The following is a 22,232-nucleotide window of genomic DNA, read 5'->3' on the forward strand; positions in this document are numbered from 1 at the left end:
GGAAGGGACCGCACGGGTAGTGCCGGACCATTATAAGGCACGCGGGTAGGCGGCCTCGGGATGGACCGGGCCGGGTAGGCCCAGCCCGCGATCGGTACTTTAAACAAATGCAACATCGCTTAAACAAATGTTTAAGCGACAAGCTTTACGCAACTTCAGCGATCATCTCGATCTCGACGCAGGTGCCGCGCGGCAGCGAGGCGACGCCGAAGGCCGAACGGGCGTGCTTGCCGGCTTCGCCGAAGACTTCGCCGATCAGTTCCGAGCAGCCGTTGGTGACCAGGTGCTGCTCATTGTATTCCGGGGTCGAGGCAACCAGGCTCATCACCTTGACGATGCGCTTGACGCGGTTCAGGTCGCCGCCGACGGCTTCCTGCAGGGTGCCGATCAGGTCGATGGCGACCGAACGCGCGGCGGCCTGGCCGTCGGCGGTGGTCTTGTCGCGGCCCAGGATGCCCGCGTTCGGCGAGCCGTCGGCGTTCTTGGCGATGTGGCCCGAGATGAACACGAGGTTGCCGGTCTGCACGTACATGACGTAGGCGGCGGCCGGGGTGGCCGGCGCGGCCAGGGTGATGTTCAGTTCTTTGAGTTTATCGTAGACGGACATGGTTTTTGTGACGTTGCAGTGAAAGAAGCCGGTATTGTACGTCCACCCGGCGCCGGGGAGCACGTTTTACTGCTGACGCACCGCCATCCGGCGTCCCGCGAACACGACGGCGGCGACCGCCAGCGCGAAGGCGCAGTTGGCCAGGGTCAGCGCCTCGCCAAGCAGCAGGGCGGCGCCCACCAGGCTCATGAAGGGCTGCAGCAGCTGCACCTGGCCGACCCGCGCCACCCCGCCCAGCGCCAGGCCTCGGTACCAGAAGAAGAAACCGATGAACATCGAGATCGCGGTGACGTAGGCAAAGCCGAGCCAGGACGCGGTTCCCACGCCGCCCAGCGCGGGAATCCCATGCCACAGCAGCACCGGAAGCAGGACCGGCGCCGCCAGCACCAGCGCCCAGCAAATGGTTTCCGGCCCGCCCAGGCTGCGCGCCAGGCGGCCGCCTTCGGCATAGCCGACCGCCGCTGCGGCCACGGCGCCGAACACCAGCAGGTCGGCCGGATGCAGGCTGCCGCCGCCCTGGGCCAGGGCGAAGCCCACCACCAGGCTGGAACCGAGCAGGGCCATGCCCCAGAAGCCGCGTGATGGCCGCTCATGGCCGCGCAGGGCGGCGTACAGCGCCGTCACCAGGGGCAGCACGCCCACCAGCAGGGCGCTGTGCGAGGCAGGCAGGCTGCGCAGGGCGATCGAGGTCAGGAGCGGGAAGCCGACAATGCAGCCGCCCGCCACCAGCGCCAGGGGCAGCAGGGCGGCGCGCGGCGGCAGCGGCGCGCGCCGCCACAGCAGCCATCCCGCGGCCAGCAGGGCGGCGCCCAGGGCGCGCCCGAGCGCGACGAACACCGGATCGAGCTGCGCGACCGCCATGCGGGTAAAGGGCATGGTCAGGCTGAACATCGCCACGCCGAGCAGGCCGAGCAGCATGCCCCGGTTCTGGTCAGGGGCATCCGTGCTGCCGATGGCAGGGGCGGCGGGGCAGGCGGCGGTAGGCATGGGACTCCTTCGAAAGATGCTTGCGGCGAGGTAGGCACAGGTCTATGCTAGCGCGGTGGACCGATACAGTCCCAGTACACTTTGCTACTTAGTTTCTTCACTGTGATGGTGACATGACCAATACGCCCGTCTTGAGCCTGGCGCGCGATTCCGGCGAGGCGCTGGCCGACCAGATCGTGCGCCTCGTTGCCGCCCGCATCGACGAGCGCCTGCTGCGCCCCGGCGCGCGCATGCCCTCGATCCGCCAGTTCGCCGCAAGCCACGGCGTGTCGCCCTTCACCGTGGTGGCCAGCTACGACCGGCTGGTGGCCCAGGGCTACCTGGACTCGCGCCGCGGCGCCGGGTTCTTCGTGCGCGGTCGGGCGCACGCACCCATCGGCGCGGGCGCAATGGAGGCGGCGCCGACAGGGAGCGCCGGCGCCAGCCTCGATGTCGCCTGGCTGATCCGCAACATGTTCCGGCAGTCCCCGCTGCAGCACTCGCCCGGCGCGGGCGTGCTGCCGGCCGACTGGCTCGACGGTCCGGCCGTGGCCAGGGCCCTGGCAAGCTTGAGCCGGCAGAACAGCGCCGCCTTCCTCGGCTATGGCGCACCGCAGGGCTTCCTGCTGCTGCGCCAGCAGCTGCAGCGCAAGCTGGCCGAGTTCGAGATCGGCGCGCCGCCGGAACAGATCGTCATGACCCTGGGCGTGAGCCAGGCGCTCGACCTGGTGGCGCGCGAGTTCTGCCGGCCGGGCGACACCGTTTTTGTCGACGATCCGGCCTGGTTCCTGATGTTCGGATCGTTTGCCGCCATGGGACTGAACGTGGTCGGCGTGCGCCGCCTTGGCGACGGTCCCGACCTGGAGCAACTGGCCGAGCTGGCGGCGCGCTACCAGCCGCGCCTGTACGTGATCAACTCGGTGCTGCACAACCCGACCTCGACCTCGCTGTCGGCCGCGAAAGCCTTCCAGGTCCTGCGCCTCGCCGAGCAGCATGGTTTTACGGTGGTGGAGGACGACATCTACGCCGATCTGCATCCCGGGAATGCGACGCGCCTGGCGGCGCTCGACGGCCTGCGCCAGGTGATCTACCTGGGCGGCTTCTCGAAATCGATGGCGCCCAACCTGCGGGTCGGCTTCATCGCGGCATCGAGCGAGCGGGCGCAGCGCCTGGCCGACCGCAAGATGCTGGCCACGCTCACCACCAGCGACATCGGCGAGCGCGTGGTCTACAAGATCCTGTCCGACGGGCTCTACCGCAAGCATCTGGACCGGGTGCGCAGCCGCCTGGACGCGGTGCGCCCGAAGGCATTGCGCCAGATCGAGGCGCTCGGCCTGCGCCCTGAACCGGCCCCGGCAAGCGGCATGTTCGTGTGGGTCGATGCCGGCTGCGACACCAACGAACTGGCCGCGCGCGCCATGCGGGAAGACCTGCTGCTGGCGCCGGGCAGCCTGTTCTCGCCAAGCCAGCTGCCCTCGACCCGCATGCGCCTGAACGTGGCCGCGCTGCAGGATCCGGCGACCTTCCGCTTCCTCGAACGCGCGTTGACTGGCTGAGACTCAGGCGCCGGGCACCTGCCTGGCCATCTCGGCCGCGATTTCCTGCGGCGTCATGTCGCGCAGGTGGGTGGCGATCGCCCAGCGGTGGCCGAAGGGATCGACCAGCTGGCCGTAGCGGTCGCCCCAGAACGCATCGCCCAGCGGCATGATGGGCTGGGCGCCGGCGGCCAGCGCCCGTTCCCAGACCGCATCGGCATCGGGAACGTAGAGGTGGATGGAGACCGCCGACCCCGGCGCGGGAATCTGTCCGCTGCTGCAGAATTCGGGGAATTCATCGCACAGCATGAGGATCGAATCGCCGATGCGGATGCTGGCGTGCAGGAGCCTGCCGCCCGGCCCCGGCATGCGATCGAGTTCGACGGCGCCGAAGGCTTGCTGGTAGAAGGCAATGGCGTCGGCCGCGCCCTTGCAGATCAGGTGCGGGGTGATGCTGTGGAAACCTTCGGGAATGGGACGTGCTGCCTGATTCATGATTGGACCTCCTGTTCTGGTTGTGGGGTGCTACTGCCACTACGACGAACGGGCAGGTCCGGATTCGACATGCGCCGCCAGATTTATTTTTTGCCGAGCTCCACCCAGCGCGAACCCGCATCGTGGCTGGCCAGCACGGCGTCGATGAAGCGCAGGCCGGCCACGCCGTCCTCGACCGTGGGCAGGCTGGCGCTCGCTGCCGGCAAGGGCTGGCCGGCCTCGGCCGCATGGATCTGCGCCGCCGCGTCCCGGTACAGCTGGGCGAACGCCTCCAGGTAGCCTTCCGGATGACCGCAGGGCACGCGGGTCGCATGTCCGGCCGCAACGCCGCCCACGCGGCCGCGCGTGAGCCGCTGCGCACAGCTGCCCTGGGGCGTCAGGACGAGCTCGTTCGGGTTCTCCTGGTCGAAAGTGAGGCTGGCCTTGCTGCCGAACACCCGCAGCTTGAGCGCGTTCTCGCAGCCGGTCGCCATCTGGCTCGACCACAGCATGCCGCGCGCGCCGTTCGGGTAGCGCAGCATCACCTGCACGTGGTCGTCCAGGATGCGCTCCGGCGTGAACGAGTGCAGCTCGGCCAGCAGCTCGCTCGGCTGGATGCCGGTAACAAAAGCCGCGAGGTGGAAGGCATGGGTGCCGATGTCGCCGGTGCAGCCGGTCGGGCCGGCGCGGCGCGGATCGTTGTGCCAGTTGGTGGCCTGGAATTCCGGCGACTGGTTGGCGGCTTCGGCCATCCAGTCCTGGGCATACTCCACGTGCACCAGGCGCAGGTCGCCGATCGCGCCCGAGGCGACCAGTTCGCGCGCGTGGCGCACCATCGGGTAAGCGCTGTAGGTGTGGGTGAGGGCGAACACCCGCCCCTTGGCGCGCGCCAGGGCGGCGAGTTCTTCTCCTTCGCCCAGCGAAATGCCGAGCGGCTTGTCGCAGATGACGTGCATGCCGGCTTCCAGGAAGCTTTTCGCCACCGGGGCGTGCAGGTGATTCGGCGTGACGATCGCCACCACGTCGATGCCGTCCGGACGCTGGCTCTCCAGCCGCGCCATCTCGCGGTAGTCGCTGTAGCTGCGCGCCGGGTCGAGCCGGATCGCCGCGCCGCTGCGCAAGGCGCGCTCGGCGTCGCTGGAGAGGGCGCCGGCCACGATCTCGTAGCAGTCGTCCAGGCGCGCCGCGATGCGGTGAACGGCGCCGATGAAGGCGCCGTCGCCGCCACCCACCATCCCTAAGCGCAGCCGGCGCGGGGGCAGGCCGTCCTGCTTGTCCGTTTCATTGCGTCCGATCGCACTCATGCTTCGATCCCCATCAGCTGGCGCAGGGCGGCGCGGTCGGCGCCGCCGCCTGCGAAATCGTCAAAGGCGCGCTCGGCGACCCGGATGATGTGGCGGCGGATGAAGTCGGCGCCTTCGCGCGCGCCGTCTTCCGGATGCTTGAGGCAGCACTCCCATTCGAGCACCGCCCAGCCGGCGTAGTCGTACTGCGCCAGCTTCGAGAAGATGGCGGAAAAGTCGATCTGGCCGTCGCCCAGCGAGCGGAAGCGCCCCGCGCGCTCGGCCCAAGAGCTGTAGCCGCCGTAGACGCCCTGGCGCCCGTTCGGGCGGAATTCGGCGTCCTTGACGTGGAAGGCCTTGATGCGCTCGTGGTAGATGTCGATGAAGGAGAGATAATCGAGCTGCTGCAGCACGAAGTGGCTCGGGTCGTACAGGATGTTGGCGCGGCGGTGGCCTTTCACTCCGTCCAGGAAGCGCTCGAAAGTCACGCCGTCGTGCAGGTCCTCGCCTGGATGCAGCTCGTAGCACACGTCCACGCCGGCGTCTTCGAAAGCGTCCAGGATCGGCAGCCAGCGCCGCGCCAGTTCGCCGAAGGCTTCCTCGACCAGGCCGGCGGGCCGCTGCGGCCATGGATACAGGTAAGGCCAGGCGAGCGCGCCCGAGAAGCTCGCGTGCGTGTTCAAGCCAAGGCGGCGCGAGGCGCGCGCCGCGTTCTTCATCTGGCCGACCGCCCATTCCTGGCGCGCCCGCGGGTTGCCGCGCACCTGCGGCGCGGCGAAGCCGTCGAACAGGGCGTCGTAGGCCGGATGCACGGCCACCAGCTGGCCCTGCAGGTGGGTCGACAGCTCGGTGATCGCCAGGCCGTGCGCGGCGAGCAGGCCCTGGATCTCGTCGCAGTAGTCCTGGCTCTCGGCGGCGATGTCGAGGTCGAACAGGCGCTTGTCGGTCGGCAGCTGGATGCCCGCGTAGCCCAGGCTGCTGGCCCAGGCGGCCAGGTTGGCCAGGGTGTCGAAGGGCGCCTGGTCGCCCATGAATTGGGCGAGGAAGATCGCCGGTCCCTTGATGGTTTTCATGCTGAGGCCTGTCGTATCAGTAAGGCGAATCGGGGAAATAGAACTGCTTGGCGTTCTCGCGCGTGATCAGGACCGACGGAATGATCGTCCTGCTGGGCAGGGCCTGGCCCTTCAGGCGCGCATTGGCGGTCATCTTGATGGCGTCGTAGATGAACTTGGGCGAGTAGGACACGTCGGCCTGCACCAGCTTGTCGCCGTCCATCACCTTCTTGACCGCGAACTTGGCGCCGGCGCCGCCGAACACTTCCTTGATGTCGCTGCGCTTGGCCTGCTCGATGGCCTTGATGACGCCGATCGCCATGTCGTCGTCGGACGCCCACACGGCGTCGATCTGCTTGAAGCGGGTCAGGTAGTCCTGCATGACCTTGAAGGCGTCGTCGCGGTTCCAGTTGCCGTACTTGGCATCGAGCACCTTGATGCCCGGGTGCTTCCCGATCTCGGCCTGGAAGGCCTTGACGCGCTCGTTGTCGATGGTGCTCGGCATGCCGCGCAGGACCACGATATTGCCCTTGCCGTTCATGCGCTTGGCCAGGTATTCGGCCGGCAGCCTGCCGAAGGCCGTGTTGTCGCCGGCGACATAGGCATGCTGGGCCGCCGGATTGGTCAGGCCGCGGTCGACCACGGTCACGTAGACGCCCTTGTTCTTGACCTGGGCCACCGGCTGGGTCAGCGAGGCCGACTCCAGCGGCAGGATCACCAGCGCGTTCATCTTGTTCACCACCAGGAGGTCCTGCACCTGGTTGGCCTGCTCGGGCGTGCTGCCGGCGGTCTTGACGATGATCTTCAAGCCAGGGTTGGCCGCTTCCAGCTCGCGCTTGGCCTGGTTGGCCCACCAGACGATGCCGCCGGTGAAGCCATGGGTGGCGGTGGGGATGGCCACGCCGATGGTGAGCTTGTCGGCGGCGAACGCCTGGCCGCTGCCGAGCGCCAGCAGGCAGGCCGCGGCCAGTTTGCCGAATTGTCGTTTCGATGGACGCATGAAGATTCCTTTTTTAATGAATAAACGGTTCAGCGGCGGCCGCGCTGCAAATACGCCACGGCGATGATCACCACGCCCTGCACGGCAGGGTTCAGGTGCACGCTGATGATGCTGGTGAGGTTCAGGATGTTGCCGATCACGGACAGCAGGATGGCGCCGATCACGGTGCCCATGACGCGCCCCGAGCCGCCCCTGAGCGAGGTGCCGCCCACGACCACCGCGGCGATGGCTTCGAGCTCCCACAGGATCCCGGTAGTGGGCGTGGCCGAACCCAGGCGCGGCACGTACAGGATGGTGGCGATCGCCACGCACACGCCCAGCAGCAGGTAGGTCAGCACCTTGACGCGGTCGACGCGGATCGCGGCGTAGCGCGCCACCTGTTCGCTGGAACCGATCGCCTGCACGTGCTGGCCGTAGGCGGTGCGGTTCAGGATCAGGGCGCCCAGCAGGGCCACCAGGGCGAACACCCACACCGGCACCGGCACGCCCAGCAGGCTGTGGTAGTAGACCGGGCTGTAGGTTTCGGACAAGGTGAAATCGAGCGTCAATGCGCCGCCGTCCGACAGCCAGGTCAGCACGGCGCGGAACACGCCGAGGGTGCCGAGCGTGACGATGAAGGCTTCGATGCGGCCGCGTGCGATCAGGAAGCCGTGCAGGATGCCGAACACCGCGCCGAAGGCGAGCGCCAGCCCGATGCCGAGCAGGACGATGGTGACGGCGCCGGGCGGATTCGCGCCGCTTGCCAGGGCGTTCATCGCCACGATCATGACGCCCGCGATCAGCGCCGCCATCGAGCCGACCGAGAGGTCGATGCCGCCGGAGACGACCACGAAGGTCATGCCGACCGCGATGATGCCGATGAAGGCCGTGCGGGTCAGCACGTTCATCAGGTTGTCGAAGGTGGCGAAATCGGGATTGAGCAGGCCGCCCGCGATGCAGAGCAGGATCAGGGCCAGCGCCGGGCCGAGGCCCTTCAGGCGCGGCAGGGCAGGCAGGAAGGAGGGCCTAGTGGCGGGTGTGTTGGGTGTCGGTTGCATGGGAAATGATGTTTTCTTCACTGAGTTGGTCGGGGCCGAGCACGGCCTGCAGGCGCCCGCCGTGCAGCACCGCCACCCGGTGCGACAGGCCGATCAGCTCGATCAGTTCGGACGAGATGACGATCACGGCGCGGCCCTCGCTGGCCAGGCGGTGGACCAGCGCATAGATGTCGCGCTTGGCGCCCACGTCCACGCCGCGGGTCGGCTCGTCGAGCACGATCACGCGCGGGTTCGAATGCAGGTACTTGGCCAGCGCGAGCTTTTGCTGGTTGCCGCCCGAGAGCGAGCGCGCCACGCAATCCGGGTCGCGCAGGCGGATGCCGAAGTCCGCGATGGCCCGCTCGAGCGCCGCGCGGCCCGCCTTCAGGTCGACCCAGGGCCTGGCGTCGCGCTCCAGCGTCATCATGGTGAGGTTCTCGCGCAGGCCGAGGTCGAGGTGCAGGCCCTTGCCCTTGCGGTCTTCGCTCAGGTAGGTCAGGCCATGCCGCATGGCCTCGCGCGGGCTGCGGATGTCCACCGCCTGGCCACCTATCTCGATCCTGCCGCTCTGGCGCGGACGCAGGCCGAGGATGGCCTCGAAGGCTTCGGTGCGGCCTGCGCCGACCAGGCCGGCAAAGCCCAGGATCTCGCCGGCGCGCACCTCGAAGCCCAGCTTGTGTACCCAGCCCGGGACCTCCAGGTTCGATACCCGCAGCAGTACCGGCGCGTCGTCGAGCGCAGGCTGCTTGGGCGGGAACATGTCCGAGACGTCGCGTCCGACCATCAGGTTGGCCATCTGCCGGCGGTTCACGTCGCAGGTAGCGGCGCGCGTGACGAACTTCCCGTCGCGCATGACGACCACCTCGTCGGTGTGCGCTTCCATCTCGTCGAGCTTGTGCGAGATGTAGACGATGGTGACGCCTTCGCCCTTCAGGCGCGCCATCAGGCCGAAGAGTTTTTTCGTTTCCCCGGCCGACAGGCTGGCGGTGGGCTCGTCCATGATCAGGAGGCGCGCCTTGCGCGACAGGGCCTTGGCGATCTCCACCAGCTGTTTTTCGGCGACGATCAGCTCGGACACGCGGGTGTCCGGGTCGCGGTCCAGGCCGACCTGCTCGAGGCAGGCGGCAGCCTCGACCGCCATGGCGCGCCGCTCCAGCAGGCCCTTGCGGGTCTTCTCATGGCCCAGGAAGATGTTCTGGGCGATCGTGAGGTGCTCGGCCAGGTTGAATTCCTGGTGGATCAGGGCGATGCCCAGCTCCTCGGCGTCGCGCGCGCTGTCGAATTGGCGCTCGACGCCGTCGACCAGCAGCTGGCCGCTGGTAGGACGTTCGTAGCCGGCCAGGATCTTCATCAGGGTCGATTTGCCGGCGCCGTTCTCCCCCAGCAGGCCCACCACGCGCCCCGGTTCGAGCGCGAAGTCGACCCCGTGCAGGACGCGCACAGGCCCGAATTCCTTGACGATGTGGCTGAAACGGACGGACAGGCTCATTTGGCCGGCATCTTCGCGAGCACGGCCTTCAATCCTTTCAGGGAGGCGGCCACCGTGTCGAGCTGGCCCATGCCGTTCGGGTATTCCTCCTGCTCGACGATGATCCATTGGGTAGCCCCGACCTCGCGCAGGGCGCGCGTCAGGCCCGCCCAGTCGGTCCTGTCCTGGCCGATGATCGGCGTGCCGCTGGTGCCCGGCGCGAACTTGGCCTTGTAGTGGGTGCTCACGGTGCGGCCCGGGTACTTGTAGACGTAGGCCACCGGGTCCTTGCCTGCGTGCGTGGTCCAGCCCACGTCCTGCTGCATGATCGACGCCTTCGGCGTGTTCCGGGCGATCACGTCCCAGGGCGTGCTGCCGACCTCACCCGCCATTTCCTGGGCATGGTTGTGGTAGCCGATGCGCATGCCCTTGGGGGCCAGCTTGCCGGACAAGGCGCTGAGCTCCTTGCTCATCGCGGTGCTGCCCTCGACGCTGGCGCCGCGGGCGTCCATCGGGATCACCAGGTTGGCGCAGCCGAGCGTCTTGTAGAAGGCGGTGGTGGCCTCGAAGCGCGCGTCCGCCAGCTGGTCGAAGCCCACGTGGGCACCGGCGCACTGCAGCTTGTTCTTGTCCAGGAAGGATCTCAAGGCGGCCGGGTTCGACTTGTAGGGACCGAATTCGCCGGCGAACTCCACGCCCTGGAAGCCGAGCCTGGCGATCTTCGTGAGCGTGCCTTCGAAGTCCTGCTTGATCTCGTCCTTGACGGACCACAGCTGTACGCCGATGCGCGGCGACGCCTCCGTGACACCCGCGGCGGCCAGGGCCTGGGAAGCTGCGCCGAAAGTGGCGGCCAAAAGGACGTACAGCATCGTTTGCTTGTTCATTCTGTCTCCGTTCTTGTCAGATTTTCCCGGCTTTGAGCTGGTCCACCGCGTAGGCGCAGGCGCGCGCGGTCAGCGCCATGAAGGTCAGCGAAGGGTTCTGCCAGGCGCAGGATGCCAGCGAGGAACCGTCGGTGACGAACAAATTTGGCACGTCATGGGCCTGGTTGAAGCCGTTCAGCACCGAGGTCTTCGGGTCGCGGCCCATGCGCGCCGTGCCCACCTCGTGGATTGCCAGGCCGGGCGGGTATTCGGCTTCCGTCAGCATGCGCTTCTTCACGTCCTTGACGCCGAGATCCTCGAGGATGTTGGCGGCGGTATCGGCCATGTCCTCGCGCATCTTGCGGTCGTTCTCGCCGTGGGTGATGTCGATGTGCAGCAGCGGGATGCCCCATTTGTCCTTCCTGGTCGGGTGCAGGCTGACCATGTTCTCGAAGCGCGGCAGCATTTCACCCTGGCCTCCCAGGCTGAAGTGCCAGGGGCCGGGTTTTCTCAGCATGGCCTTGAAGTCCTTGCCGAAGCCGGGCTTCCACGCCGCCGATTGCCAGCCGTCGCGCGCGGCGCCGCCCGCCAGCGCATAGCCGCGCACAAAAGAAGGGTGCTGGTCGACCACGTTGCGGAAACGCGGGATGTAGGGGGCGGTGGGACGGCGGCCGCGGTAGTAGTCGTTCTCGAAACCCTCGACCCGGCCGCTGGCGCCGGCGGCCCACAGGTGGTCCATCAGGTAGTGGCCGAGCACGCCGGACGAGTTGGCCAGCCCGGTGGGGAAGGCGTTTGAAGTCGAGTTCAGCAGGATCGCGGTGGAGGCCAGGGTCGAGGCGCACAGGATGACCACTTTGGCGTGGAATTCGCGCGTCTCCATGGTCTCGGCATCGATCACCCGCACCCCGGTGGCGCGGTTGGTCCTGGCGTCGTAGATCACGCTGTGCACGATGGCGTTGGTGGCGACGCGCAGGCGGCCGGTCTTGAGCGCGGCCGGCAGGGTCGAGCTCTGGGTCGAGAAGTAGGCCCCGAAGGAGCAGCCGCGGTGGCACTGGCTGCGCGCCTGGCAGGGGGCGCGGCCCTGGGCCAGGTGCTCGTCGCTGGCCTTGTTCAGGTTCGCGGTGCGGCCGATGATCATGCGCGCCGGCGCATACATGGCGTCGAACTTCTTTTTCAGCGCCGCTTCGACCGTGTTGAACTCGAAAGGCGGCAGGAATTCGCCGTCAGGCAGCACCGCCAGCCCCTCCTTGCTGCCGCTGATGCCCACGAAGCGCTCGACGTGGCTGTACCAGGGCGCCAGGTCGGCGTAGCGGATCGGCCAGTCGGTGCCGTGGCCGTCCTTCAGGTTGGCGCCGAAGTCCAGGTCGCTCCAGCGGTAGGACTGGCGCGCCCACATCAGCGACTTGCCGCCCAGCTGGTTGCCGCGGATCCAGCTGAACGGACGGCCCGCGGGTGTCGAATAGGGCATGTCGCGGTCGTTGTTGAAGAACTGCTTGGTGTGCTCGTCGAAGGCGTAGCACTGTTTCTGGACCGGGTACTGCTCGTCGGCCACCGTGGCGTCGACCCGGCCGCGGTTGGGCATGGTCCACGGGTCCTTGTTTTCGCCGATGTAATCGATGCCATGCTCGACCGGACGGCCGCGCTCGACCATCAGGGTGCTGAGTCCGCGTTCGGTCAGTTCCTTGGCGGCCCAGCCGCCGGTGATGCCCGAGCCGACGACGATCGCGTCGAACTGTTCCGGGCTGCTTTTGATGTAGAAGGAGGAGACGGGTTCCATGGGGCCTGGTGTCGGGTTTATTGGATCGCCCAGCCGCGGCTGGATCGGGTGAGCTTGTAATTGCCCTGGAAGCCGCCGGGGATCGGCAGGTAGGCCAGCTCGCGCGTGGCGCCGGCTTCCGAGGTGTAGTAGGCAAAAGCGACGTAGCCCTTCAGCTGGCGGAAGAAGCCCTGGTCGTCGCCCTCGAAGGGCGCGCTGCCCGCGTCGAGCGCGCGCAGCAGCGCCACCTGGCGCGCCGCCGGCAGGTCCTTGAACCGCTTGCCGCCCTGCGCCTGCGCCGCCGCCTCGATACGGGCCAGCCCGGCCTTGAAGCGCGCCTGCTCGGGCGCAAGGGCGCACACCTTGAGCAGGTGGTCGATGGTGCGGTGCGCGCCGACCTCCATGGCGCCGGGGGTGTCGGTCCTGGGGATGATCAGCTCGGCCAGCACGCCGGTCAGCAGCAGCTCGTCGCGCGTGAGCAGCACCGGCTCGTAGGCGGCGCCCTTGCCGGCTGCCGCCACGGCGGCGAGCACGTCGCCGCTGGACGCGAGGGCGGACAAGCCGGTAACGCCACACAGGGCGCCCAGCCGCAGCAGGGCCGAGCGCCTTTGCCGGGCGCGAGGATCAAGAGGCTTCAACATGGTTTCCTTTTCGGTGAAAAGATGGGGCGTTCCCGGCCCGTCCTGCCGCCAGCGCCAGCTGGTACTGCTTGGGCGTGATGCCGACGATGCTGCGGAACTGCTTGGTGAAGTAGCTCTGCCCGCCGAAGCCGGTCGCCAGCGCGACCCGGGCGATGCTGTTGGCGCCGGGGAGCAGGCGGCAGGCTTCGTGGACCTTCATGTGCAGCACGTACTGCTTGGGCGTGAGCGAGAAGTGCTCCTTGAACTTGCGCTCGAAGGTCGACAGCGACATGCAGGACAGCTTGGCGAGGTGGTCGATGCTGATGTTCTCGGTCAGGTGTTCCTGCACGTACTCGATGCAGGCCTTGAATTCGTGGAAGGGCGCGATCGTGTCCTGCGAGCGGCGGGCGTCGCGCGAAAAGCCTTCGATGCCGACGATCGCCCCCTCGCGGTTGCGGATCGGGGCCTTGGTCGTGAACAGCCAGGTCAGTTCGCCGTTGCCGCCGTCGATCACCTCCAGCTTGTTCTTGACGGTGACGCCGGTCTCCATCACGGCCAGGTCGTCGGCGCGGATGCGGTCGGCGATGTCGCGCCGGAAGAAGTCGTGGTCGGTCTTGCCGAGGATGTCCTTGACGTCCGCCAGCGCGTGCTGTTCCTGCAGCAGGCGGTTGCCCCAGACGAACTGGCCGGCCCGGTTCTTGGCGAAGTAATAAGTATCGGAGAGCGTGTCGAACAGGGTGCTCGGAGTCGAGATGCCGTTCGCGGCGAAGAAGCCGGCACATTCTTCCCGTGCGGCGGAGGCGCAGGGCCTGGCCACGGAGGCGGGACGCCGGGTGCGCTGGCGCTCCTTGCGCTCGCCGGGCTCGCTGCCCGAGCCCATGGCAATGACCATGCCCATGCCAACGACAATTGTGCTCATCCTGCCTGTCTCCGCTTTTGTGATCAGCCATGTGCGCGCTAACACCATCGGCGCGCCTGGCTGTTTATATGGGAAATACTAGCACTCGGAAATGTTTAAGAGTGTCAATAAATCGGAAAAATTTATAAGGAATTCGGCAAGATGGGTTTTTGTGGTAGCGCTAACACACATGGCCATGCTAGATTCACTTCGCCCGTACGGACGGGCTGCCCGCGGCGCCGCAAGGCTGTTTCAGGCCAGGCGCATATTTATAAGAGAAGGAGACTGTCGATGACCCGCTATTCCCTTGCCAGAGCCGGCCTGCTGGCCGCCGCCCTGGCCCTGTGCGCGCCGCTGCAGGCGGCCGAGGCCGGATGGACCTCGCTGTTCAACGGCCGCGACCTGTCCGGCTGGACGACCTGGATCAGCATGCAGCCGACTTCCCCGAACATGAAGGCGCCGACCTCGAGCCGCGGCCTCGACAAGGATCCGCGCAAGGTATTCTCGGTGGTCGACGGCATGCTGCGCGTGTCGGGCGAGGAGTGGGGCGCCATCAGCACGGTCGGCGAATACGAGAATTTCCACCTCAAGCTCGAGTTCAAGTGGGGCAGCAAGAAGTGGGCGCCGCGCCTCGACCTCCCGCGCGACAGCGGGCTGCTGTACTACGCGGTCGGGCCGGAAGGCGCGGAAAGCGGCCACTGGATGCGCAGCCACGAAGCGCAGATCCAGGAAGGCGATACCGGCGACTACCACAGCCTGGACGGCGTGACCGTCGATGCCCACGTCGGCGACGCCAACGAGGGCGACTGGAAGTTCTACCGCTACGAGCCCTCGCTGCCGCTGCGCACCGGCCTGAAGGCGCGCATCCTCAAGAAGGGCAACCCCGAGAAGCCGCTTGGGGAGTGGAACACGCTGGAAGTGATCGCCGACGGCAAGACCCTGGTCCACATCGTCAACGGCGTCGAAGTGCTGCGCGCCGAGAATCCGCGCCAGAACGTGGGCGGCAAGATGCTCCCGCACACGCGCGGGAAGTTTTCGCTGCAGTCGGAAGGCGCGGAGACCTTCTACCGCAATATCCAGGTCAGGCCCTTATAAGCCGCGCCGGTGGATCGATTAAAATAATTGCAACATTGCTGCAATGACGGGGCCTTGAAATTGTTGTTGGTGTCCCTATATTGCAGCAGTCCGTTTGTTTTTAACCCTTTATCAGACCCACCACGAGGAACAAGATGGCAGTTGCCGAAAAAGAAACCCTTGGCTTCCAGGCAGAAGTAAAACAGCTGTTGCAGCTCATGATTCACTCCTTGTACTCGAACAAGGAGATCTTCCTGCGCGAACTGATCTCGAACGCGTCCGACGCGGCCGACAAGCTGCGCTTCGAGGCGATCAACAACGACGCCCTGTACGGCAACGACCACGAGCTGAAAATCAAGGTCAGCTTCGACAAGGACGCGCGCACCATCACGATTTCGGACAACGGCATCGGCATGAGCCGTGACGAAGTCATCTCGCACCTGGGCACCATCGCCAAGTCGGGCACCAAGGAATTCTTCAGCAAGCTGTCGGGCGACCAGCAGCAGGACGCGGCCCTGATCGGCCAGTTCGGCGTCGGCTTCTACTCGGCCTTCATCGTGGCCGACCGCGTCATCGTCAACACCCGCCGCGCCGGCGCGTTTGCTTCGGACGGCGTGCGCTGGGAGTCGACCGGCGAGGGCGACTACAGCGTCGAGCAGATCGAGAAGCCGGGCCGCGGCACCGACGTGATCCTGCACCTGCGCGCCGGCGAGGAAGAGCTGCTGTCCGGCTGGAAGCTGAAGTCGATCATCCGCAAGTACTCGGACCACATCTCGCTGCCGATCGTGATGCAGAAGGAAGAGTGGGACGAGGAGAAGAAGCAGACCGTCGTCAAGGACGAGTTCGAGACCGTCAACCAGGCCAGCGCGCTGTGGGCGCGCTCGAAGAGCGACATCACCGAAGAACAGTACAACGAGTTCTACAAGCACGTCTCGCACGACTTCCAGGACCCGCTGGCCTACACCCACAACCGCGTCGAAGGGCGCAGCGAGTACACCCAGCTGCTGTACGTCCCGGGCCACGCTCCGTTCGACCTGTGGGACCGCAACAAGCGTGCCGGCATCAAGCTGTACGTCAAGCGCGTGTTCATCATGGACGACGCCGAGCAGCTGATGCCGACCTACCTGCGCTTCATCAAGGGCGTGATCGACTCGAGCGACCTGCCGCTGAACGTCTCGCGCGAGATCCTGCAGGAATCGCGCGACGTGCGCGTGATCCGCGAAGGCTCGACCAAGCGCGTGCTGGGCATGCTGGAAGAGATGGCGAATTCGGAAGAGCAGGCCGGCAAGGATAAATACGCCACCTTCTGGAAGGAATTCGGCCAGGTGCTCAAGGAAGGCATCGGCGAGGACGCGACCAACAAGGACCGCATCGCCAAGCTGCTGCGCTTCGCCTCCACCGCCGGCGAGTCCGACGCGCAGGACGTCTCCTTCGCCGACTACATCGCCCGCATGAAGGAAGGCCAGGACAAGATCTACTACGTCACCGCCGACAACTACAGCGCCGCGAAGAACAGCCCGCACCTGGAAATCTTCCGCAAGAAGGGCGTCGAAGTGCTCCTGATGACGGACCGTGTCGACGAGTGGATGCTGTCCTTCCTGAGCGAGTTCGAAGGCAAGGAACTGGTGTCGGTCGCCAAGGGCGGCCTGGACCTGGGCGGCCTGGAAGACGAGGCCGAGAAGAAGGAGCATCAGGAGGTCGAAGCCGGCTACAAGGAACTGGTCGAGCAGATGAAGGGCGCCTTGGGCGACAAGGCCAAGGACGTGCGCGTGACCTTCCGCCTGACCGATTCGCCGGCCTGCCTGGTCGCGGACGAGAACGAGCTGTCGGGTAACCTGCTGCGCATGCTGAAGGCGGCCGGACAGAACGCGCCGGAATCGAAGCCGATCCTCGAGATCAACCCGAACCACCCGCTGGTGACGCGCCTGAAGTACGAGGACGCGAGCGGCCCGCGCTTCGCCGACTGGTCGCACATCCTGTTCGACCAGGCCATGCTGGCCGAAGGCGGCAGCCTGAGCGATCCGGCCTCGTTCGTGAAACGCCTGAACGAGATGCTGCTGGCGACCGCCAAATAATCGACTGAGCTGCACACCGGACCGGGGCCTCGCGCCCCGGTTTTTCGTTAACGCGTCCGCGTTGTCGTAGGGTGGGCGGCTCGACCCGAGTAATCGCCCAGCTCGCGGCTTTTGCGCCGCCCACGCGGTCGACATGCCGCGTATCGAAGCGCGTCAGTGGTCCGCAACCTCAGGTTGAACGCGTGGGCGGCGCAGGCGCCGAGGGCTGAGCGACGGCCTGGGTGGAGCCGCCCACCCTACGGGTTTGCTGCTTCGGTCAAAGTCACGGCAGCTGCCGTGATAGGTCTTCATGTGCGAAGCGCTGCGAAGGCGTCGGCGCCGATGTCGTATACCGCCACGGTTTGCGCGTGCCAGTTCTCTATACCCCGGTTGCGCATGCCCAGGCGCCGCATCACTTTCGCCGAATCCGCGTTCTCCGGGTGGCAGATCGCCGCCAGCGAGGGCGCTTCAAGATCGTCGAAGGCGAAGGCCGCCATGCGGCGCGCCGCTTCGGTCGCATAGCCGCGGCCCCAGCGGCTGGGCAGCAGGCGCCAGCCGATCTCGTGTTCGTTAACCGGGTCATGGCCCAGGTGCTGGATGCAGCCGGCACCGACCAGTTCCCCCGTGTCGTTCTCGATGAAGCTCCACCACGAATAACCGAACTGCTGCCAGCGTCCCTGCACGCGCGCGATCATGGCCGCGGTTTCCTCGGGCGTTTCAGGACGGCCTGCGATGTAGCGCTGCACCGCCGGGTCGGCGTTCAGCACCCGCAGGCCCTCGTAGTGCGCGGGGCAGACGGGTTCCAGGCGCAGGCGCGCGGTAGCGAGGATCGTCACGTCGTATGCCCGATCTGGTCGCAGAACTCCTGCAGCAGGCGCTCGCCCTCGGGCCAGGGACCGTGCCCGGAATCCGCATTCACGTGGCCGGCCTCGCCGATGTGCACCAGGCGGCTGCCCCAGGCCTGGGCCAGGGCGGCGGCGCGTTCGGGGGTGATGTAGGGATCGCTGCCGCTCGCGAGCACCATGCTGGGAAAGGGCAGGGGAGCGAGCGGGATCGGCGCGAAGCCGTTGACGGGGGCTGGGTAGCTTGGCGCCTCGACGTCGCTCGGGGCCACCAGGAAGGCGCCGGCGACCTTCAGCGGCGAACGGCTGGCCGCCCAATGCGCCACCAGCATGCAGCCGAGGCTGTGCGCGACCAGGATCGGCGCGCCTTTGCAGGCGGCGATGGCGGCGTCCAGTTCGGCCACCCATTCGTCGCGCGCCGGGCAGTTCCAGTCGCGGTGCTGGGCCTTGGTCCAGGCGGGATAGCGGTCCTGCCACTGGCTCTGCCAATGCTCGGGACCGGAATTCCACAGGCCTGCCAGGATCAGTACGTCGCACTTCATCGCGCCTCCGCCATTAGGAAAAGATGAACGGCGATTGTACGTCGAAAGCGGCAGGCCGGTTTCAGGCTCCGGTTTTCTCGGCCGCGACCATCGGCCTGCGCGGCGCCAGCAGCCGCGCGAACAGGGCCTGGAACAGGTGGCGGCGGTGTTCGGTGATCGTGCCGAGGGCGAAGGTCGTCGCCACGATCGCCGCGCCGAGGCCCAGCAGGGCCGCGCTGGAAGCGCGCACCTGCGGAAAGGCCACCAGCCACAGTCCGATGACGATCGCATGCGACAGGTAGAGCGTGAAGGTGTACGAGGCCAGCAGCCGCACCGCCGGTGCGATGCGCAGCAGTGCCGTGAAGCCGGCATCGCGCGCGCAGGCGAAGTTGAGCAGGACGATGGCGCAGACCAAGTAGTCGGCCAGGAAGCGGTCGGCACTGCCAAGGGGCAGCCCGGGGAAGGGCCACCAGGCGATGCTGGCCATGCGCAGCGGCTCTTCCAGGCGCAGGCCTACCCAGGCGGCGAGCAGCACCAGGCTGGCCAGCCATCCGGCCCGGGCCGCATTGCGGCCGAGCCAGGGGCCATGGCTGCGCCGGTACAGCCAGGCGCCGGCCAGCCACACCGGCAGCAGCAGCCACAGCTTGTAGCCCATCACGACCAGCGCCAGCGCCATGAGCAGGATGCGGCGCCGGCCGCGCAAGTAGCAAGCCAGCCCGAACAGCAGGTAGTACCAGGCTTCGTAGTTGAGCGACCAGTAGGGTTCCATGTAGGGCGGGACTTCGGTCAGGGTCCAGTGCTGGCCAAGGAAGAGCAGGTGAAATGGTACGTACACGTACAGCTTGTCGAGCACGTAGCCGTCCGGCGGGACCATATCGGTGAAGCTGCGCACGGCGAGGGCGCAGGCCAGGCCCAGCAGCAGAACCGGCAGCGCCACCGAATACAGGCGCGACAGGCGCGCCACCGCGTAGTCGCGCGCGGACGGCCGGCGCTGCGCCGTCGTCGCCGCGATCACGAAGCCGGACAGGACGAAGAACACGATCACTGCCTCGCGCCCCATCTCCGGCACCAGGCCCCAGGCGCCCTTCGGGATGACCCCGAAGTACTCGACATGGGCGAGCACCACCATGACCGCCGCGAGGAAGCGGGTCAGGTCGAGATAGACGGAAAAGGGCTGCGTGAGCGCAGGCGGTGCGGATTGCATTGTTTCTCTAGGTTATGGAAACAATGCGATCATACACCGCTCGGCCTGTCTGGCTCAAAGTGCGGTTCGAAGGGCGAACAATTCAGGGAACAGCACCACGTCGAGCATCTTGCGCAGGTAACTCGCGCCCGAGGTGCCGCCAGTGCCGGTCTTGAAGCCGATGATGCGCTCGACCGTACTCACGTGGCGGAAGCGCCAGAAGCGGAAGGCGGTCTCCAGGTCGACCAGTTTCTCGGCCAGTTCGTACAGCGCCCAGTGGTGTTCGGTGTCCTGGTAGACCGCCAACCAGGCCGCCTTCACGCTCTCGTCGCCCACGGTGGGCCGGGTCCAGTCGGCGGCCAGGCGCTCCGGGGCGATCGTGAAGCCGCTGCGCGCCAGCAGCATCACCGCCTCGTCGTAGACCGAAGGCGCGTGCAGCTCGCGTTCCAGGACGGCATGCGCCTCGGGCGACTTCTCGTGCACGCCCAAGAGGTTCGGGTTCTTGTTCCCGAGGATGAATTCGAGCTCGCGGTACTGGAAGGACTGGAAGCCCGAGGACGCGCCCAGGTAGGGGCGGATCGCCGTGTATTCGGGCGGGGTCATGGTTGCCAGCACGTCCCAGGCATGCACCAGCTGGTCCATGATGCGGGCCACGCGCGCCAGCATCTTGAAGGCCGGCGGCAGGTTGTCCTCGCGAATGTGGCGGCGCACTGCTTGCAGCTCGTGCAGCATCAGCTTGATCCACAGCTCGCTGGTCTGGTGCTGGATGATGAACAGCATCTCGTTGTGGTTCGGCGAGAGCGGATGCTGGGCGGCCAGGATCTGGTCGAGGCCCAGGTAGTCGCCGTAGCTCATCGATTCCTTGAAATCGAGCTTGGCGCCGTGCCACTCGGCCGGCTTGGGGGTAGCTTTGTCGTTCATGTCCGGCCTCAGGTCACTGCGCTGCGTTCGGCCCGGGTGTCGTAGGCCTCGCGGTCGAGGATGTCCTTCAGGATCGCCACCGCATCCCAGACGTCGGCGAAGCTGGTGTAGAGCGGGGTGAAGCCGAAGCGCATGATCTCGGGCTCGCGGTAGTCGCCGATCACGCCGCGGGCAATCAATGCCGCCATCACCGCGTAGCCGTGCGGATGGGTGAAGCTGGCCTGGCTGCCGCGCCGCGCGTGTTCGCGCGGCGTCACCAGGCCGAGCGGATGGTCGCCGCAGGTCGATTCGACCAGCTCGATGAACAGGTCGGTCAGCCCCAAGGACTTCTCGCGGATGGCCGCCATGGTGGTCTCCTCGAACACTTCCAGCCCGCACTCGACCAGCGCCAGCGACAGCACCGGCTGGGTGCCGCACAGCGCGCGCCCGATACCTTCGCAAGCCGCAAAGCCGTGCGACATCGCGAAGGGCTTCGCATGGCTCCACCAGCCCGTGAGCGGATGGGCAAACGCCGCCTGGTGGCGCTGCGGCACCCAGATGAAGGCAGGGGCGCCGGGGCCGCCGTTCAGGTATTTGTAGGTGCAGCCGACCGCGAAGTCGGCTTTGGCCGCATGCAGGTCGACCGGCACCGCGCCGGCCGAGTGGGCCAGGTCCCAGACGGCGAGCGCGCCGGCGGCGTGCGCGTGGCGGGTCAGCTCCGCCATGTCGTGCTGGTAGCCGGTGCGGTAGTTGACGTGGGTGAGCATCAGCACCGCGCAGTCGGCGTCCACCGCCGCCGGGATCTCGTCCACCGAATCGACCAGGCGCACGCGGTAGCCGCGATCCAGCCACTGGGTCAGGCCTTCGGCCATGTAGATGTCGGTCGGGAAGTTGCTGCGTTCGGTGACGATGGTGCGACGTCCGGCCCCCGCTCCTTCAGCCTGCAGCCGCAGGGCCGCGGCCAGCGCCTTGAACAGGTTGAGCGAGGTGGTGTCGGTGACCACGACTTCGCCCTCGTTGGCGCCGATCAGCGGCGCCAGGCGATTGCCGAGGCGCTTGGGCAGGTCGAACCAGCCGGCCGTGTTCCAGCTCTTGATCAGGTCCTGGCCCCATTCGCGGGCGACGACATCCTGGGCGCGCGCCAGGGCGGCCTTCGGGCGGGCGCCAAGCGAATTCCCGTCCAGGTAGATGACGCCGTCGGGCAGGTCGAAGCGCTCGCGCAGGGCGCGCAGCGGGTCGCGTTGGTCGCGCGCGACGCAGTCGGCGCGTGTCGTTACAGCGGTCATGCAGCTTCCTTCATGGGTAATTGACGCAGGATGGCGCGCACCGGGCTGGCGTCCATGCCGACGAATTTCAGGGGCAGGGCGACCAGCTCATAGTCGCCCTCGGGGACCTCGTCCAGCACGATGCCCTCCAGGATCGCCATCCCGCCGGCGCGCACCGCATGGTGGGCGTCCAGGGTCTTCGAATCCTGCGGGTCGAGCGAGGGGGCGTCGGTGCCGACCAGGATCGCGCCGCGGCTGGCCAGCAAGGCGATCGCGTCCGGACTGATGGCGGGGAAGGCCGGGTCCCAGGCCTGCCGGGGCGCCCTGGCGTAGGTACGCAGCAGCACGCGCGGCGGGACGCCATCCAGCTTGCCCTCCAGGTGTCCGGGCTCGACCGTGCTCACGCCGGTGCAGTGGATCACGCGGCAGGCGCCGATGTAGGGCAGCAGGTCGACCTGGTCGATCGACTTGCCGGCCGGGTCATAGTGGCTGGGGGCGTCGGTATGGGCGCCGAGGTGGGTGGTCATGGTCATGCGGCTGACGCGGACCGGGCAGCCATCCTTGATCTCCCAGGTCGGGGCGGCCTCGAACGGGGTGTCGCCTGGCCAGACGGGAATGCCGTTCGATATCGTCGGGCTGATGTCCCAGATGCGTAAAGATTCCATGCTTGCCTTGGATTAGTTGAGGCTTGAAGCTTTTGTTAGTCTCGCAGTGTAGCAAGTTCCCGGGCCTGCCGCCTGCCTTTGTTGGCTTGCCGATAACTTTTTCGCGTCTCGAAAAATTTTCAAAATTTTTTCTCGAAAACCCTAAAGTTCTCCAAACCGCTGCCGTTACCCGTACCAGAAGCGCGGTAAA

General features: G+C 67.0%; 21 protein-coding genes. 3 read left to right on the top strand and 18 right to left on the bottom strand.

All coding sequences use genetic code 11. From position 1 onward, the window contains the following. Positions 1 to 145: 145 nt before the first annotated feature. Complete coding sequence (locus ACK6C6_RS06775) at positions 146 to 607, bottom strand: RidA family protein (RefSeq protein ID WP_036207821.1); 462 nt, start codon at positions 605 to 607, stop codon at positions 146 to 148. A gap of 66 nt (positions 608 to 673) precedes the next feature. Beyond that, a complete protein-coding gene (locus ACK6C6_RS06780; RefSeq protein WP_409266529.1) occupies positions 674 to 1,594 on the bottom strand; it encodes a DMT family transporter in 921 nt (306 codons plus the stop codon). Positions 1,595 to 1,707: 113 nt separating this feature from the next. Here ACK6C6_RS06780 and ACK6C6_RS06785 point away from each other — a divergent pair, with 113 nt between their 5' ends. Beyond that, complete coding sequence (locus ACK6C6_RS06785; RefSeq protein ID WP_409266530.1) at positions 1,708 to 3,129, top strand: PLP-dependent aminotransferase family protein; 1,422 nt, start codon at positions 1,708 to 1,710, stop codon at positions 3,127 to 3,129. A gap of 3 nt (positions 3,130 to 3,132) precedes the next feature. On the opposite strand, the gene ACK6C6_RS06790 is transcribed toward ACK6C6_RS06785, so the two are convergent. The 10 genes from ACK6C6_RS06790 to ACK6C6_RS06835 all read right to left on the bottom strand — a co-directional run bounded on the left by ACK6C6_RS06790 (position 3,133) and on the right by ACK6C6_RS06835 (position 13,559). Further along, on the bottom strand, positions 3,133 to 3,603 hold the full coding sequence (locus tag ACK6C6_RS06790) for a VOC family protein (RefSeq protein WP_409266531.1): 471 nt from the start codon (positions 3,601 to 3,603) through the stop codon (positions 3,133 to 3,135). An 83-nt stretch (positions 3,604 to 3,686) separates the two neighbouring features. After that, a complete protein-coding gene (locus ACK6C6_RS06795) occupies positions 3,687 to 4,886 on the bottom strand; it encodes a Gfo/Idh/MocA family protein (protein ID WP_409266532.1) in 1,200 nt (399 codons plus the stop codon). After that, positions 4,883 to 5,938: a sugar phosphate isomerase/epimerase family protein gene (locus ACK6C6_RS06800; protein ID WP_409266533.1), complete on the bottom strand. Its 1,056-nt coding sequence runs from the start codon at positions 5,936 to 5,938 to the stop codon at positions 4,883 to 4,885. The genes ACK6C6_RS06795 and ACK6C6_RS06800 overlap by 4 nt, the downstream gene beginning before the upstream one ends. Before the next feature lie 16 nt (positions 5,939 to 5,954). Further along, complete coding sequence (locus ACK6C6_RS06805; protein ID WP_209586064.1) at positions 5,955 to 6,917, bottom strand: substrate-binding domain-containing protein; 963 nt, start codon at positions 6,915 to 6,917, stop codon at positions 5,955 to 5,957. A 29-nt stretch (positions 6,918 to 6,946) separates the two neighbouring features. Further along, positions 6,947 to 7,954 (bottom strand): ABC transporter permease, encoded by a 1,008-nt coding sequence (locus ACK6C6_RS06810; RefSeq protein ID WP_209586065.1) that lies wholly within the window; start codon positions 7,952 to 7,954, stop codon positions 6,947 to 6,949. Continuing rightward, complete coding sequence (locus tag ACK6C6_RS06815) at positions 7,923 to 9,422, bottom strand: sugar ABC transporter ATP-binding protein (RefSeq protein ID WP_409266535.1); 1,500 nt, start codon at positions 9,420 to 9,422, stop codon at positions 7,923 to 7,925. Before ACK6C6_RS06815 ends, ACK6C6_RS06810 begins: the two co-directional genes overlap by 32 nt. After that, complete coding sequence (locus ACK6C6_RS06820; protein ID WP_409266537.1) at positions 9,419 to 10,285, bottom strand: sugar phosphate isomerase/epimerase family protein; 867 nt, start codon at positions 10,283 to 10,285, stop codon at positions 9,419 to 9,421. The genes ACK6C6_RS06815 and ACK6C6_RS06820 overlap by 4 nt, the downstream gene beginning before the upstream one ends. 16 nt (positions 10,286 to 10,301) lie before the next feature. Next, complete coding sequence (locus ACK6C6_RS06825; protein ID WP_409266538.1) at positions 10,302 to 12,041, bottom strand: GMC oxidoreductase; 1,740 nt, start codon at positions 12,039 to 12,041, stop codon at positions 10,302 to 10,304. Positions 12,042 to 12,058: 17 nt separating this feature from the next. Continuing rightward, on the bottom strand, positions 12,059 to 12,661 hold the full coding sequence (locus ACK6C6_RS06830) for a gluconate 2-dehydrogenase subunit 3 family protein (protein WP_409266539.1): 603 nt from the start codon (positions 12,659 to 12,661) through the stop codon (positions 12,059 to 12,061). Further along, positions 12,645 to 13,559 carry an AraC family transcriptional regulator gene (locus ACK6C6_RS06835; protein WP_209586070.1) on the bottom strand — a complete coding sequence of 305 codons (915 nt, stop codon included), beginning with the start codon at positions 13,557 to 13,559 and terminating at the stop codon, positions 12,645 to 12,647. The genes ACK6C6_RS06830 and ACK6C6_RS06835 overlap by 17 nt, the downstream gene beginning before the upstream one ends. 270 nt (positions 13,560 to 13,829) lie before the next feature. On the opposite strand from ACK6C6_RS06835, the gene ACK6C6_RS06840 reads away from it, so the two are divergent. Both ACK6C6_RS06840 and htpG read left to right on the top strand, forming a co-directional pair. After that, complete coding sequence (locus tag ACK6C6_RS06840; protein ID WP_409266540.1) at positions 13,830 to 14,633, top strand: DUF1080 domain-containing protein; 804 nt, start codon at positions 13,830 to 13,832, stop codon at positions 14,631 to 14,633. 134 nt (positions 14,634 to 14,767) lie between these two features. After that, positions 14,768 to 16,687, top strand: a complete 1,920-nt coding sequence (htpG, locus tag ACK6C6_RS06845; RefSeq protein ID WP_409266541.1) for a molecular chaperone HtpG — start codon at positions 14,768 to 14,770, stop codon at positions 16,685 to 16,687. 287 nt (positions 16,688 to 16,974) lie between these two features. Here the strand turns inward: htpG and ACK6C6_RS06850 are convergent, their stop codons facing one another. The 6 genes from ACK6C6_RS06850 to kynB all read right to left on the bottom strand — a co-directional run bounded on the left by ACK6C6_RS06850 (position 16,975) and on the right by kynB (position 22,042). Then, positions 16,975 to 17,502, bottom strand: a complete 528-nt coding sequence (locus ACK6C6_RS06850; RefSeq protein ID WP_409266542.1) for a GNAT family N-acetyltransferase — start codon at positions 17,500 to 17,502, stop codon at positions 16,975 to 16,977. After that, entirely contained in the window at positions 17,499 to 18,050 is a 552-nt protein-coding gene (locus ACK6C6_RS06855; protein WP_409266544.1) for an RBBP9/YdeN family alpha/beta hydrolase, read from the bottom strand. Before ACK6C6_RS06855 ends, ACK6C6_RS06850 begins: the two co-directional genes overlap by 4 nt. A 61-nt stretch (positions 18,051 to 18,111) precedes the next feature. Then, complete coding sequence (locus tag ACK6C6_RS06860; RefSeq protein ID WP_409266545.1) at positions 18,112 to 19,233, bottom strand: acyltransferase family protein; 1,122 nt, start codon at positions 19,231 to 19,233, stop codon at positions 18,112 to 18,114. Between the two features lie 54 nt (positions 19,234 to 19,287). After that, the gene (gene kynA, locus ACK6C6_RS06865; protein WP_409266546.1) at positions 19,288 to 20,133 is read right to left on the bottom strand and encodes a tryptophan 2,3-dioxygenase; all 846 of its coding nucleotides are present in this window, start codon (positions 20,131 to 20,133) and stop codon (positions 19,288 to 19,290) included. Positions 20,134 to 20,141: 8 nt separating this feature from the next. Next, complete coding sequence (gene kynU, locus ACK6C6_RS06870; protein WP_409266547.1) at positions 20,142 to 21,398, bottom strand: kynureninase; 1,257 nt, start codon at positions 21,396 to 21,398, stop codon at positions 20,142 to 20,144. Then, on the bottom strand, positions 21,395 to 22,042 hold the full coding sequence (gene kynB / locus ACK6C6_RS06875; RefSeq protein WP_409266548.1) for an arylformamidase: 648 nt from the start codon (positions 22,040 to 22,042) through the stop codon (positions 21,395 to 21,397). The genes kynU and kynB overlap by 4 nt, the downstream gene beginning before the upstream one ends. Positions 22,043 to 22,232 lie beyond the last annotated feature (190 nt).

Source organism: Massilia sp. BHUDP2, from assembly GCF_046236355.1.
GTDB lineage: Bacteria > Pseudomonadota > Gammaproteobacteria > Burkholderiales > Burkholderiaceae_D > Telluria > Telluria varians.

Bases quoted from the DNA above. Each gene is read 5' to 3' on its own strand.
- kynU (WP_409266547.1), bottom strand. From the start codon at position 21,398: ATGACCGCTGTAACGACACGCGCCGACTGCGTCGCGCGCGACCAACGC.
- ACK6C6_RS06840 (WP_409266540.1), top strand. From the start codon at position 13,830: ATGACCCGCTATTCCCTTGCCAGAGCCGGCCTGCTGGCCGCCGCCCTG.
- ACK6C6_RS06835 (WP_209586070.1), bottom strand. From the start codon at position 13,559: ATGAGCACAATTGTCGTTGGCATGGGCATGGTCATTGCCATGGGCTCG.
- kynB (WP_409266548.1), bottom strand. From the start codon at position 22,042: ATGGAATCTTTACGCATCTGGGACATCAGCCCGACGATATCGAACGGC.
- htpG (WP_409266541.1), top strand. From the start codon at position 14,768: ATGGCAGTTGCCGAAAAAGAAACCCTTGGCTTCCAGGCAGAAGTAAAA.
- ACK6C6_RS06810 (WP_209586065.1), bottom strand. From the start codon at position 7,954: ATGCAACCGACACCCAACACACCCGCCACTAGGCCCTCCTTCCTGCCT.
- ACK6C6_RS06790 (WP_409266531.1), bottom strand. From the start codon at position 3,603: ATGAATCAGGCAGCACGTCCCATTCCCGAAGGTTTCCACAGCATCACC.
- ACK6C6_RS06785 (WP_409266530.1), top strand. From the start codon at position 1,708: ATGACCAATACGCCCGTCTTGAGCCTGGCGCGCGATTCCGGCGAGGCG.
- ACK6C6_RS06830 (WP_409266539.1), bottom strand. From the start codon at position 12,661: ATGTTGAAGCCTCTTGATCCTCGCGCCCGGCAAAGGCGCTCGGCCCTG.
- ACK6C6_RS06815 (WP_409266535.1), bottom strand. From the start codon at position 9,422: ATGAGCCTGTCCGTCCGTTTCAGCCACATCGTCAAGGAATTCGGGCCT.
- ACK6C6_RS06855 (WP_409266544.1), bottom strand. From the start codon at position 18,050: ATGAAGTGCGACGTACTGATCCTGGCAGGCCTGTGGAATTCCGGTCCC.
- ACK6C6_RS06860 (WP_409266545.1), bottom strand. From the start codon at position 19,233: ATGCAATCCGCACCGCCTGCGCTCACGCAGCCCTTTTCCGTCTATCTC.
- ACK6C6_RS06795 (WP_409266532.1), bottom strand. From the start codon at position 4,886: ATGAGTGCGATCGGACGCAATGAAACGGACAAGCAGGACGGCCTGCCC.
- ACK6C6_RS06780 (WP_409266529.1), bottom strand. From the start codon at position 1,594: ATGCCTACCGCCGCCTGCCCCGCCGCCCCTGCCATCGGCAGCACGGAT.
- kynA (WP_409266546.1), bottom strand. From the start codon at position 20,133: ATGAACGACAAAGCTACCCCCAAGCCGGCCGAGTGGCACGGCGCCAAG.
- ACK6C6_RS06800 (WP_409266533.1), bottom strand. From the start codon at position 5,938: ATGAAAACCATCAAGGGACCGGCGATCTTCCTCGCCCAATTCATGGGC.
- ACK6C6_RS06805 (WP_209586064.1), bottom strand. From the start codon at position 6,917: ATGCGTCCATCGAAACGACAATTCGGCAAACTGGCCGCGGCCTGCCTG.
- ACK6C6_RS06825 (WP_409266538.1), bottom strand. From the start codon at position 12,041: ATGGAACCCGTCTCCTCCTTCTACATCAAAAGCAGCCCGGAACAGTTC.
- ACK6C6_RS06820 (WP_409266537.1), bottom strand. From the start codon at position 10,285: ATGAACAAGCAAACGATGCTGTACGTCCTTTTGGCCGCCACTTTCGGC.
- ACK6C6_RS06775 (WP_036207821.1), bottom strand. From the start codon at position 607: ATGTCCGTCTACGATAAACTCAAAGAACTGAACATCACCCTGGCCGCG.